The 12,046-nt window shown below is 49.5% G+C and carries 13 protein-coding genes; 5 read left to right on the top strand and 8 right to left on the bottom strand.

The genetic code is table 11. From position 1 onward, the window contains the following. Positions 1 to 51: 51 nt before the first annotated feature. The 3 genes from BLW59_RS03005 to BLW59_RS17645 all read left to right on the top strand — a co-directional run bounded on the left by BLW59_RS03005 (position 52) and on the right by BLW59_RS17645 (position 1,947). Positions 52 to 717 (top strand): YczE/YyaS/YitT family protein, encoded by a 666-nt coding sequence (locus tag BLW59_RS03005; protein WP_139283517.1) that lies wholly within the window; start codon positions 52 to 54, stop codon positions 715 to 717. A gap of 376 nt (positions 718 to 1,093) precedes the next feature. Beyond that, entirely contained in the window at positions 1,094 to 1,486 is a 393-nt protein-coding gene (crcB, locus tag BLW59_RS03000) for a fluoride efflux transporter CrcB (RefSeq protein WP_074696059.1), read from the top strand. Between the two features lie 284 nt (positions 1,487 to 1,770). Beyond that, the gene (locus BLW59_RS17645) at positions 1,771 to 1,947 is read left to right on the top strand and encodes a hypothetical protein (protein WP_175463342.1); all 177 of its coding nucleotides are present in this window, start codon (positions 1,771 to 1,773) and stop codon (positions 1,945 to 1,947) included. 49 nt (positions 1,948 to 1,996) lie between these two features. Here the strand turns inward: BLW59_RS17645 and BLW59_RS02990 are convergent, their stop codons facing one another. From BLW59_RS02990 to BLW59_RS02980, 3 genes are all read right to left on the bottom strand, one after another. Further along, positions 1,997 to 2,575, bottom strand: a complete 579-nt coding sequence (locus BLW59_RS02990; protein ID WP_217634598.1) for a sugar O-acetyltransferase — start codon at positions 2,573 to 2,575, stop codon at positions 1,997 to 1,999. 165 nt (positions 2,576 to 2,740) lie between these two features. Beyond that, complete coding sequence (locus BLW59_RS02985; protein ID WP_175463341.1) at positions 2,741 to 3,664, bottom strand: alpha/beta hydrolase; 924 nt, start codon at positions 3,662 to 3,664, stop codon at positions 2,741 to 2,743. A 93-nt stretch (positions 3,665 to 3,757) separates the two neighbouring features. After that, positions 3,758 to 3,886 carry a M15 family metallopeptidase gene (locus BLW59_RS02980; RefSeq protein WP_081348367.1) on the bottom strand — a complete coding sequence of 43 codons (129 nt, stop codon included), beginning with the start codon at positions 3,884 to 3,886 and terminating at the stop codon, positions 3,758 to 3,760. Positions 3,887 to 4,130: 244 nt separating this feature from the next. Here BLW59_RS02980 and BLW59_RS02975 point away from each other — a divergent pair, with 244 nt between their 5' ends. Together BLW59_RS02975 and BLW59_RS02970 are read left to right on the top strand one after the other, a co-directional pair. Then, entirely contained in the window at positions 4,131 to 4,592 is a 462-nt protein-coding gene (locus BLW59_RS02975; protein WP_029542361.1) for a C-GCAxxG-C-C family protein, read from the top strand. 55 nt (positions 4,593 to 4,647) lie between these two features. After that, complete coding sequence (locus BLW59_RS02970; protein WP_074696053.1) at positions 4,648 to 6,039, top strand: protein O-GlcNAcase; 1,392 nt, start codon at positions 4,648 to 4,650, stop codon at positions 6,037 to 6,039. Between the two features lie 679 nt (positions 6,040 to 6,718). Here BLW59_RS02970 and BLW59_RS02965 read toward each other — a convergent pair. The 5 genes from BLW59_RS02965 to BLW59_RS02945 form a co-directional block, all read right to left on the bottom strand. Further along, complete coding sequence (locus BLW59_RS02965) at positions 6,719 to 7,570, bottom strand: formate/nitrite transporter family protein (RefSeq protein WP_029542368.1); 852 nt, start codon at positions 7,568 to 7,570, stop codon at positions 6,719 to 6,721. An 80-nt stretch (positions 7,571 to 7,650) separates the two neighbouring features. Beyond that, positions 7,651 to 8,397 carry an alpha/beta hydrolase gene (locus BLW59_RS02960; RefSeq protein WP_318258290.1) on the bottom strand — a complete coding sequence of 249 codons (747 nt, stop codon included), beginning with the start codon at positions 8,395 to 8,397 and terminating at the stop codon, positions 7,651 to 7,653. Between the two features lie 281 nt (positions 8,398 to 8,678). Next, positions 8,679 to 9,350, bottom strand: a complete 672-nt coding sequence (locus tag BLW59_RS02955; RefSeq protein ID WP_029542372.1) for a hypothetical protein — start codon at positions 9,348 to 9,350, stop codon at positions 8,679 to 8,681. A gap of 27 nt (positions 9,351 to 9,377) precedes the next feature. Beyond that, positions 9,378 to 10,910, bottom strand: a complete 1,533-nt coding sequence (locus tag BLW59_RS02950; protein WP_318258260.1) for an FAD-dependent oxidoreductase — start codon at positions 10,908 to 10,910, stop codon at positions 9,378 to 9,380. A gap of 194 nt (positions 10,911 to 11,104) precedes the next feature. Next, positions 11,105 to 11,959: an alpha/beta hydrolase gene (locus BLW59_RS02945; protein ID WP_318258259.1), complete on the bottom strand. Its 855-nt coding sequence runs from the start codon at positions 11,957 to 11,959 to the stop codon at positions 11,105 to 11,107. Positions 11,960 to 12,046: the final 87 nt, after the last annotated feature.

Here is a 12,046-nt window from a genome sequence, read left to right as displayed (position 1 = left end):
CTGCCCTTACAATGAAGGGTGGGAAAAATGAATGAAATGGGGAATATTATTATGGAAATGACTGGTGAACTCTATAGGGAGGAAAAAGCTTCCTCACGTCTGGGCAGGCGGGTGCCTGCTATCCTGGGAGCCCATATACTCATGGGCTTTGCCGTGGTGCTCATGCGGCTGAGCCTCTTTGGCAATGATCCCTTCTCCTGCATGAACCTCGGCTATGCGGGAGTATCCGGCCTCAGCTATGGCACCTGCGTGATTCTTTTCAACCTGGCGCTGATTATCCCAGTGGCCCTGCTGGACAGAAGCTACCTGCGCTTTGGCACCCTTATCAATATGTTCATGCTGGGCATCATCGCCGACTTCTGGTATGCCCTGCTGGGGCCGCTGGCCGTATTTGCCGACCCAGACCTGCCCCTGCGGGTAATGCTGCTGGCAGGAGGCGTGGTGCTGACCTGCCTGTCCTGCTCCTTCTACATGAGCTCCCGGCTGGGCATGGGGCCCTATGATGCCATCGGCTGGATACTCTCAGAGCGCAGCGGCGGCCGGGTTCCCTTCCGGACAGTCCGCGTCCTCATTGACGCCTGTGCTGTCACTATCGGCTTTGCCTGCGACAGCATCGTTGGCTTGGGCACCTTGGTGCTGGCCTGCGGCACCGGTCCTCTCATTGAATTTTTCAACCAGAAAGTAAGCCTGCCCCTGCTGTATGGAAAGAGACCTTAAGCTGCAGCCTGCCGTCTCCAGTGGAAGAGCCTGCACATACTTAGCGAAGATAGCAGGAAAACGCCGGGAATCTGGTACGACAAGGACTTCTTCAATAAAAAAAGCTATGGCAAAACAAAGGCCATAGTAGTATAATACATGTAAAGAGAGCACCGCCTAGCGGTCGCCCCAAGACGAGTTAACTACATAAAAGAGCAACCGCCCAGAAGTTGTCAGCTAGAGGCGGTTATTTCTTTGCAACGACAAGAATCAATAGTACCAGTAAGAGTATAATGATTGAGTCATTCATATTGCAACGCCCCTTTCCGGGGCGAATTTTACCGCCAAACGATGCTCGTCAGTAAGCATATCACAAGAGGGATCAAACAAAAGGATTATGAGCAATTATTTTTACGTCTTTATCGGCGGCGGCCTTGGTGCCGTCTGCCGCTACATAGTCACCACCGCCGTAGGCATGCGCTTCGGCGTTCACTTCCCCATCGGCACCCTGGCAGTGAACGCCGTGAGCTGCTTCCTGATGGGCTTCATCATGGGCCTCTTGCTGCCCCTGGCCCAGCGTCTCCACCTGCTGCCGGAGCAGCTACGCCTGCTCCTGACGGTAGGCTTTCTGGGTGGCTTCTCCACCCTATCCTCCTTCGGCATGGAAACCCTGACCCTCTTCCGCGGCGGCAGCCACCTGCTGGCCGGGCTGAATATCATAGCCACCATGGCCGTGGCCCTGGGGACAGTATACCTTGGCTGGCAGGCAGCCGCACTTATGCAGAAATAAGGAACTGTATATTGCACAAAGGGGAATGTTTCACGTGAAACATTCCCCTTTGGTATTTGCTAAAAAAAGCGCCTGCATCTTCGCAAGCGCCTTCCTCAACTGTAGAGATTCCTTGGCAGGCGTGGCGTACTCCTGCATCTCTCGGGTTTCCCTGTCTAACCATCGGCGTGTGGATGCCACGAAATTGTCCACCTCAAAGAATCTCTACCCTTGCCTATATGCTTCTGGCAGTTTCCAAGCGAGACAATGAAGACGACAGAACGCTTGGCGAGCTGTTCTACATCATGATATCCGAAGTTGCCGACATAACATACCATGAATCCATGCAGATCATAGTTGAGGCTATGCTGGCAACGGTTCAAGAGGTATTTCATATTGCTGATGCCCAGTTAGAAGCTTTCTATGAGAAGTTTATGTCCAAGTTGCCGGAGTCCATGCAGCGCCTATTGCAAGCGGTCTGAGGATTTTATCTCTTGAGATATACGGTTTTCAAGGAGCCGTTAGTATTTTCTATGTGGGAAGTTTGAGAACATCATTTTCCAAATCACGGACTTTTTTGGCTGGTACTCCAGCCACCAATGAATTATCCGGCACATCTTTAGTAACGACAGCACCAGCCGCAATAACCACGTTATTCCCAATAGTAAGCCCTGGCATAATCGTCACATTACCGCCAATCCACACATCATTTCCAATGATGATAGGCTTTGCTATGGCACAATGAGCACGACGCTTTGCCGGGGACAACGGGTGCCCCACTGTAGCAATAAGCGTATGCGGTCCTATCATCACATTATCTCCGATTCGTACTTCTCTATTGTCGAGAATGGTCACATTATAATTGGCAAAGAAATTATCTCCGACATGGATGTTCCCTCCATTGTCGCAATGAAAGGTGGGAAGAACCACCGGGCTTTTTCCCGCACTTCCGAAAAGTTCCCGAATTGCAGCCTCCCTTACCGCCGTTTCTGTCATGTCTATGCCATTGAGCTTCTGGCACCCCTTTACAGCACGGAACTTTCGTCCGCGCACTTCCGGCTCCGTGAAATCGTATTCAAGCCCCGCATCCAGTTTTTCCGCTTCTGTCACAAAAATCCCTCCTAATCCATTGATTCCAGTAAAAAAATAGCACATCGAAGGTGTCCATGGTTTTGGACAACGGCATGATGGTGGCCACGGTTCCAAAGCTCTTTGAAAGTTGCACTTATACCATCATCCATTTCCTGCTTCAGCAAATCCAAGCAACAGGAAAGATTATTGCTTCATATATGTCCCCAAAAAGGCAAATACCCGCTCAAAATACTTCTGGGGATCTGTCTTTTTGGCATCAGCATGTCCTGCTCCGGCCACAATGTATTTCTCCTTGGCAGGCGCTGATGAGGCTTCGTATAGTTTCTCCATCATTTCGCAGGGTACCAGTTTATCAGCATCGCCATGTATAAACAGCATGGGCACCTCGGTATGGACAATACTGCGCAAGGGTGCTGCATCTGAAATAGCTGCCCCCGTCTTCATGGGACTGACAATATCCACACAGTTCATCACGGGAAATTCCGGCAGACCAAACAGTTTGTCAAGCTGCACCGTAAACATATCATAGGCACTGGTATAGCCGCAGTCTTCAACGGCTACCACTACATTTTGCGGATGTTTGGCCGTAGTCATCATCACTGTAGCTGCCCCCATGGAAATCCCATGCAGGGCAATCTGCGCGGTTTCATCCTTCTGGGCAATCTCTTTTGCCCAAAGGACGATATCATCGCTCTCTTTTACCCCCATGGTAAGATATTTCCCTTCACTTAATCCGGCAGCACGCAAATCCGGCGTCAGTACATGGTAGCCTCGCTTTATGTACTCGGCAGCGTAATCCCAGACAAAGCGCTGATTGCGCCCATAACCATGCACCAGGATGGCCCAACGCCTGCTGGGTTCCTCTGGTGCGAAATGAGTTGCCACCAGTTTTAAGCCATCCTGGGAGGTTATCATCCATTGTTCATTCTCAGCTTGCGGTTTAGCCGGAGCATCCAAGCCCGGCTCCACAATTGCTGCTGCCGCTTCTGGTATAGCCGTGGGATCTTCAGGATTGCCCCGCAGCAGGGCATAGTCTACAAAGCCACTGCCTATAAAATAGCCTGTTCCTCCCAACAATAACAGAAGTATGATGCACAGGCTCCCCAAGATTTTTTTGCTCCTGTTAATATTTCTCACTCCTCAGGACTAGCAGAAAGGGGCTGTGATAGCGCAGCCCCTATTTTGCATGATATGAATTCTTTACATCAGCTTCTGAATTGGGAAGGTGAAATAAGTGTCAGGATATGGCTCATTCTTCAAGGTAAAATGCCACCATTCCGTGTCCAGGGGCTTAAAACCATGCCTGAGCATTGCCTCACGCAGAATCATGCGGTTCTTGAACTGCACCGACCAAAGAGGCTACAATAAGTTTCTTTTTGATGTCAAATTTCATTTCTGTCATCCTCAATCACACCACATCCATACACAGGCGTTATTCTATCTACACTTTCCTTTTTCCTGCAACCCCTTCTTTACAATACAACCGAGCAGGAAATTCAAGCCATTCGTTGAATTCTTTAAACAGAACATACAACTGTAAATTTAAGCAGCAAAAATTACGGGGAGACCAACCATGAACACTGAACAATCTATTCGTGCCCAACAGGCTAAAGACAACTTCAATTCCGGCTACAACTGTTCACAGTCTGTGCTGCTGGCTTATGAAGACTATCTGCAGGAAAAGGGATTGGACCCCAAGACTGTATTGCGTATGGCATCGCCAATGGGAGGAGGAATCAGCCGCCTCCGCGAAGTATGCGGTGCCGTCTCAGCACTTTGCTTATTGATTGGTTTAACAGACGGCTATTACACGCCTGACGATGAAAAGAAAAAGGCTCTGTACAGCAAAGTACAAGAGCTCGTCCTTCAATTTCAAGAATCCCATGGCTCTATAATCTGCCGGGAGCTATTGGGCTTAGAACAGAAGCATGACCATCCCACACCATCTAAGCGTACAAAGGAATATTACGCAGAACGCCCTTGCGCAGATTTTTGTGCAACAGCAGCTGCGATTTTTGAAAAGAATTATCTGTAGAAATAAGCTATACTGAGCATAAAATACATCTGAGCGGTATTCAAGGAGGAGCGTTATGAAAAAGAAACTTTTTCACACCATGGCTTTGACAGGACTTATGATTACGGCCAGCATGACCCAGACTATGGCTGCGCCCATTCCCCTTCGCGGTATTGTCGAGGGCTTTTACGGCACTCCCTGGTCACAGGCAGATAGGCTGGACATGATGAGATTCTGCCATCAGGAAGGGTTGAACGCCTACATCTATGCTCCTAAGGATGACCCATACCACAGGGCCAAATGGCGGGAATCATATCCCCAGGAAAAGCTGGCAGAGCTCAAGGCCCTCATAGACGAAGCACATAAACAGCAGGTAAAGTTCATCTTTGCCGTTTCCCCCGGATTGGATATAAGCTTTTGGGGAGAAGCTGGCAACAAAGACCGCCTTGCCATGCAGGAAAAGCTCACCGCCATTTATGATCTGGGGGTACGGGACTTCGCCATTTTCTTTGACGATATAGAAAACAAGGACGCCAAAGGCCAGACAGCTTTCCTGAACTGGCTGGAAGATAATTTCGTCAAAAAACATGCGGATATAGCTCCTCTCATCACCGTCCCCACCGAATATTTCCGGGAGGATATGACAGAAAAAGGTCAGACCAAGCCCTATACCCATGATTTTTCCACAGAGCTTGACAAAGACATCCTGGTGCTCTACACAGGTGAAAAAGTGGTGCCTGACGGCCTGAAGGACGAGGATTACCAAAAGGCCAATGCCCTCTACGGACGCAAGCTGGGCCTTTGGTGGAATTATCCCGTCAGCGATTATCTGGAGGCCAAGCTGGCCCTAGGGCCCATTGAAAAACTGCCCCATAGGAAAACCCTGCCGGCCATCTTTTTCAATCCCATGAAATATGCAGAGCTCTCGAAAATCAGCCTCACCACGGGAGCCAAGTATGCCAGACATCCCCACAGCTACAGGTCACAAAGAGCCTGGAAGCAGTCCATCAAAAAGGGATATGGCACTCTTGCCCCTGACATGACCAGATTCGCCGACCACTCCCAGCACATGAAAGTCAGCTGGGCTGAAATAGGCCCGGAAGATGGGAAAAAACTGCGCACCCTTGCTGATGCCTACTGGCAGGCCCGTCAGAATGGGAATCAACGTAAAATAGCCAAGGCCCAGAAGAAGCTAAGCAAGGAGCTGCAACAGCTGGATGTCTCTTTGGAAAATCTTCTGGCCTCTCTGCCGCCGGAAAAACTTGACCAGTGCCGCCCGCAACTTGAGCAGCTGCGACGCATCGTCCGGGCAGACCTGCTGGGGCTCTCCCTCCTGGCAGGAGAACAGGAGAAAGCCGAAAAATTCTCTCAGACCCTGGCAGAAGTAAAAAGCCACGAACAGGAAGCTATCATCTCAGAGAAAAGTGCCCGTGCCCTACTGACAGAAATAGAAGCAGCCCTGCACTGACGAAAGACACTCAAAAAACTCGTCCCAGCCAAATTTTCATGGCTGAGACGAGTTCTTTTGTTTTGTTCAGGCATCTCAATCCCCGTTGAAACTGCTTTACAAAATTAGGGTAGACATAGTCTTCAGACGATGGTCGTTGGGGCTGAAGGGCTCAGCTGGGGCATATAAATAACCCCCAGGATGTTTCTCAAAAGAATATTTAAGTTATTTCAAATATTTTTCCTCTAAATTTGCCAGGGTACCGTCCATCCTCAGTTCTGCCAGTACGAAGTTGATATAGTTCAGCCATTCCTGATCCCCTTTTTGAGCCTGTGAAGAAAACTCTGTAAATAGGGTCTTCTATGATGGTCAATGGATATCAAGCTGGCAGTCTATCAGGGTACATTATTGACAGTTCTCCCCTTACCTTCCCCCAGTTCCTTATCGGCACGGTCCATTTTTTAGTGGCCTCAAATGTAGCCAGGTAGACATACACCTAGAAAATTCGTTTTCCACCTATAATTCAATTTATTTATACGCCATTTCCAAAACCTCCTCTGATAGCGTTGGGTATTGTTTTTTCAACTCTGCCCGGGATACCAGGCGAAAGCCCTTATAAGGCCATTGTTCCAGTTTTGCCGTAGGCAAAACCTCCTCTTGGCCTTTCAACGAGGCGGGAGATATTATTTTTATCCTGCTATCACTTGCGAGTTCTTCTTTTTTTCTCAACCTTCAGTTCCTTGGCTACCTGATAGTAAACCAACAACGTAAAAATACCTGTGCCGCCAATAATATTGCCAAAACCGCAGGGAATAAGGAAGCGGAATAAGTAATCGAAGAACTCCGCTTCCTCTGCCATAACTACATAGGCCATTTCGCAGGAACCCACCACTACATGGGCAAAATCTCCCAATGCGATAAAGTAGACCAGGAACATAATCATGACAAACCTAAAATATTTCGTCTGGGGAGAAATCCACACTATGGCAGCAATAAGAATCCCTGCCGGAATACCGCGCAAAATATTTTCTATGGGGTTCAGTTTCATCACATTCACGGCTACATCATGCATTGCTGCTTCGATTTCAGGTGACAGGGTATAGGGACTGGAATAAAAGGCAGCAGCTATGGCCGTACCTACAATGTTGAAGAAAAATACTGTGGCCCATAAGCGGACTACCTCACCAAAGCGTGTCCATGACCATTCGCTTAAAAGCGGAATTATGGTAGTAATGGGATTTTCCGTAAACAGCTGCATACGTCCCAGAATGACGATGATGAATCCTACGGTATATCCCAAACAGGACACCAGCGGTTCCATGGGAGAGGCTCCCATGTGCATATGAAAAATGGAGCGAAACAAAAAGGAAAAAGAAACCAAAATGCCGGCAGCCAATCCCGAAAAAGCCAAGGCCTGAAGAGGACGAGCCAGTTCTGCCTCCCCTTCTTCCCTGATGATATTATAAATCAAACGCGGCGGCAGTGGCGCATGTTCGTGAAGCACCACCTGTTCATTTCTTGGCAATTCACTGACAAAGTCTTTCTTTTCCATCTATATGCTCCTTCCATCGTAACTGTTCAGTCCCCCCTCTTGGAAGACTGAACAGTTACCACCACGTCTAAAGTTCATAATCAAAGCGTATCTAAGAAATTGCTTATTTTCTCAAAAACAGCCTCCCGACCTTCCATCAATGGAAGCAGATGCTCTGCTCCATCAAGTAAAGCCACTTCCTTCCGGCTGCTGCCAATATGCTCGCCGATATAGGGGGCACTTTCAACTGATGCCATGGTATCGGCTTTCCCATGAATGATTAAGGACGGAGCTGTAATTTTGGGCAGGCAATTTTTGCTGCGCTCTATAACTTCAAGAAGATCATAAACAGAAAGAAGGGGAATTTTATCATAAATCAAATTGGCGGCCGGGGGAACATTCACCAGGTTCCGTTTATTCTCAGGGGTGAAATCTGAAGATGTCAGCATTTCCTTGGGGGGCAGGGCAGAAATGCCCTGTTCCTGGGCAATGAAAATAGGAGCCGCTAATGTGACCACCCCTTTTACCTGTTTTTCCGCTGCCAAAATAAGCCCCAGGCTTCCTCCCATGGAGGCGCCGATTACTACAATATCTCTATCCAGGCCACACAGGACATTATAACCATCCCGTACAGCATTCAGCCAATCATCAGCATTGGTGCGGAGAAGGTCTTCTACCTTTGTGCCATGCCCGGGAAGTCTTGGCGCAAGCACTGCATATCCTTTGGCTGCCAGAAATTTCCCCATTGGCCAAAGCTCGGCGGTATTGCCAGCAAACCCCTGCACCAAAAGCACGGCTTTCTTTTTGCCATCTCCGGGGAGAAAGAATGATTCTGCTCCTTCAATCATCAAGTTACTACCTCCATATTCATTTCTTCCCCTACCAAAAACTCCGTAACTTTCTCACGAAACAGCTTATAGTACGGGAGCTCCATAAGCATGGCATGAGCTGCCCCGGGTATAATCTCCAGCCGCGAGTCTTTAGTATGATGCACAGTTTAGGTACGGCATGGGAATATCTAGGGCGGGATGCTGTAGATTTTGTCATCGCGACCAGTAAAAGTCAACGAACCCCCATTTCAAATGGGGGTTCAATGATTTAGATACCATGTCTTTGGAATCGTCGAACGTTACGACAACTGCTTCATCAGCCAATCGTGAATGGCTTTGTTATCTGCCTGACCATCTGCTGTATTCTCGTCAAGGTAAGTTGCCTTGAAATAGCTGGGCAGTTCTTCGTCAATGAGCTGGACAGCCCAGGCGCCTTTATTCTCGCCTATGCCGTAAATGGCATCCTTGTTGACGCCATAGTTATTGCGGACATCCTTCAAGAGTCCCCGAAGGACCTCCATGCCAGTCGGACTGGACAGGCGCCCAATCTGTGCCTCGCTATCTTTCGTGGACTGAATAGTCAGCACGATTACATACTGCTGGTTTTTCTCCAGTTCGTCCACCCAGGCGCTGACACCGTCCGGCTGCTTCAGCAGGGCCTTGCCATCCGTCTCGCCGTTCACATCATTGATTACCACAATCAGGGGGTAAGACTTGCTGGAATCATACCAGCGCGGCAGACAAAGCTGATATGACAGTTTCGACTGAATGGCTTCCGAGCTTACAAAACGCTGGGAAGCAGGCAGCTTATCCTCTGCCGAATCCTGGCCAGGCCCCACCGGCGTACCGGTATGGGTCTCCAGGGCCTCTGGGCTGGCAGGACGGAACTCCGCATGGGCCATGGAACCAAAGCCAAAGCCGAAGCTGAATGCAGCAATGGCAAAAGCCGTCACGATTTTTTTCTTTTGCATGATAATGACCTCCCTAGTCTTTTCCTTTTATTTGCTCACATAACTGCGCATTTCCTCGGGCATCTCTTCCCACTTGATTTCACTCACCGGAATCCCTTTGGAAAGCCCCCAGGCGGCAGCAATGCCTGCAGCCTCGCCCATGCTCATGCAGGTGGGCTGGATGCGGAAGGAAGCCTGGGCAGCGAAGCTGCCGCTGGCACAGCGCCCCACCACCAGCAGGTTGGAGATTTCGTTGGTCACCAAGGCACGGTAGGGGATTTCGTAATACTGTCCCTTTTCCAGCTTCTTGAAGAGATCCAGCTTCACATCATGGATATCAATGGGATATGCCGTACGGCAGACAGCATCGGGGAAATGATGTGCCTTCAAGTAATCCTCAGCATCCATATAGTATTTACCATGAATACGCCAGGACTCCCGTACACCCACCATGCTTGCTTCGCGGCTGATATAGGCTTTCTCAAAGCCGGGGATGTTCTTGATGAAGAATCCGGCCAGACGGCGCATCATCTTCCGGCCGAAGGTCACAGACTTGCTGTAGGATATTGCATCTGTAGAGCTGAAGTTCAGCGGTGGCATCTCCGGGCAGTTCATGGACATTACAGTGGGCTTGCCCGGAATCGCAAAAGCCTGGATGTACAGGATATCATCATCTGTCAACTCGCCCCGGGCCACACCATCCTTGAAGAATGTCTCATTCTTTTTCCACTTCGCAAACTCAAAGAACGGTGCTCTTTTCTCCTTCAAGGCCTTATCGAAAATCTCCTTCAGGTCCTTTGAATAGTCATCCTTCAAAGCTTTAGTAAAGAATTTGTGAACCTTGTCCACATCAATACCGCCCATTTCAAAACGCAGGCTCATTGGCTGATTCCGTCCCGTCGTTTCTGAGCCTTTTTCCGCAGGAACCCCCGCGAACCGTGAAAGCAATGCATCTCCCGTGCCATCTATGAATGTCCTTGCCTGTATGCTGGCCAGCCCCTCCGGGGTCTGGACTACACAAGAGACAATCTTCCCCCCGCTGGTCACGGTGCCTGCCAAGGAAGCATTGTAGAGGATCTCTACCCCAGCCTCTTCGCACATTTCATCGTAGACATAGGAAAGATATTCCGGCACATATTGTGACCTGCCGCCGCCATAATAGGTATTAGTAGTTATGCCAAGGGAGGTCGAGGCCCCCTGTTTTTCCATGCGCTGGTTCAAATCCGTGATATAGGGCGTATCACTGCCATCCACAAAGGTAGGCATGCAAGGGAAGACACAGCCCTGGGTGGCCAGTCCGCCCAAGGAAATGCCACGCTCCACAAGGACAACTTTCACCCCTTTGCGGGCGGCGCTGACAGCAGCCGCCGTGCCAGCCGCACCGCCGCCGACTACGCAGACATCCGCATTGAAAAGCACGGGAAGCTCTGCATTGCTGAAATCCATCGTCTGTATCATGGAAGAAGCAGCCGCTGCTTTTGCCCCATTATCATTGAGCCCCAGCACCGTTCCAGCTGCGGCCAGGCCCATCAGCTTCATGAAATTGCGCCTGGATATTGGGATTGCAAATGATTTCTCCATAAACCTACCTCCGCTGCACCTCTATCACACTACATCAATACGCAGATAATATTCTATCTACATGTTCATTTTTCCTGCCTGCCCTTGTTTTACTATGCAGCTTTTTTCTCTCCATTTTTCTGCTGTCGTAAATCAAAACAACAGGGCGATAACTTCATCGTCCACTTGCGATGAAGTTATCGCCCTCTCTGTGGCTATGGCCTCATATATGTTTCCAAAAAGTCAAATACCCTTTGGAAATACTCCTGGGGTACAGTCTTTTTGGCATCGGCATGTCCTGCTCCAGCCACGATGAATTTCTCCTTGGCAGGGGCTGATGAGGCGGCGTATAGCTTCTCCATCATTTCACAGGGCACCAGTTTATCGGCATCGCCATGTATGAACAGCATGGGCACCTCGGTATGGACAACACTGCGCAAAGGCGCTGCATCCGAAATGGCGGCCCCTGTCTTCATGCGGCTGACTATATCCACACAGTTCATCACGGGAAACTCCGGCAGGCCAAACAGTTTCTCCAGCTGCACCGTAAACATATCATAGGCACTGGTATAGCCACAGTCTTCAACGGCTGCCACTACATTTTGCGGATGTTTGGCCGTAGTCATCATCACCGTGGCTGCCCCCATGGAAATCCCATGCAGGGCAATCTGCGCGGTTTCATCCTTCTGGGCAATCTCTTTTGCCCAAAGGACGATATCATTGCTCTCTTTTACCCCCATGGTAAGATATTTCCCTTCACTTAATCCGGCAGCACGCAAATCCGGCGTCAGTACATGGTAGCCTCGCTTTATGTACTCAGCTGCATAATCCCAGACATAGCTCTGATTGCGTCCATATCCGTGCACCAGGATGGCCCAAAGCCTGCTGGGCTTATCTGGTGAAAAATGGGTTGCCACAAGCTTTAGGCCATCCTGGGAGGTTATCGTCCATTGTTCATTTTCTGCCTGTGGTTTAGCTGGAGCCTCCAAACCCGGCTCCACAATCGCTGCTGCCGCTTCAGGTATAGCCGTGGGATCCCCTGGATTGTCACGTAGCAGAGCATAGTCCACGAAACCGCTGCCTATAAAATAACCTGCTCCCACCAACAATAGCAGAAGTATGATACACAGACTCCAAAAGATTTTTTTGCTCCTGTT

This window comes from Selenomonas sp. KH1T6 (genome assembly GCF_900108415.1).
Classification (GTDB): domain Bacteria; phylum Bacillota; class Negativicutes; order Selenomonadales; family Selenomonadaceae; genus Selenomonas_B; species Selenomonas_B ruminantium_A.
The sequence above is the reverse complement of the archived record's forward strand: the minus strand, read 5'-3'. Positions and strand labels throughout refer to the sequence as shown.

Coding starts and splice junctions, on each gene's coding strand:
- BLW59_RS17645 (WP_175463342.1), top strand. CDS start 1,771: ATGATATCCGAAGTTGCCGACATAACATACCATGAATCCATGCAGATC.
- BLW59_RS02980 (WP_081348367.1), bottom strand. CDS start 3,886: ATGATTCTGCGTGAGGCAATGCTCAGGCATGGTTTTAAGCCCCTGGAC.
- BLW59_RS02955 (WP_029542372.1), bottom strand. CDS start 9,350: ATGCAAAAGAAAAAAATCGTGACGGCTTTTGCCATTGCTGCATTCAGC.
- BLW59_RS02960 (WP_318258290.1), bottom strand. CDS start 8,397: ATGATTGAAGGAGCAGAATCATTCTTTCTCCCCGGAGATGGCAAAAAG.
- BLW59_RS02970 (WP_074696053.1), top strand. CDS start 4,648: ATGAAAAAGAAACTTTTTCACACCATGGCTTTGACAGGACTTATGATT.
- BLW59_RS02950 (WP_318258260.1), bottom strand. CDS start 10,910: ATGGAGAAATCATTTGCAATCCCAATATCCAGGCGCAATTTCATGAAG.
- BLW59_RS03005 (WP_139283517.1), top strand. CDS start 52: ATGGAAATGACTGGTGAACTCTATAGGGAGGAAAAAGCTTCCTCACGT.
- crcB (WP_074696059.1), top strand. CDS start 1,094: ATGAGCAATTATTTTTACGTCTTTATCGGCGGCGGCCTTGGTGCCGTC.
- BLW59_RS02965 (WP_029542368.1), bottom strand. CDS start 7,570: ATGGAAAAGAAAGACTTTGTCAGTGAATTGCCAAGAAATGAACAGGTG.
- BLW59_RS02975 (WP_029542361.1), top strand. CDS start 4,131: ATGAACACTGAACAATCTATTCGTGCCCAACAGGCTAAAGACAACTTC.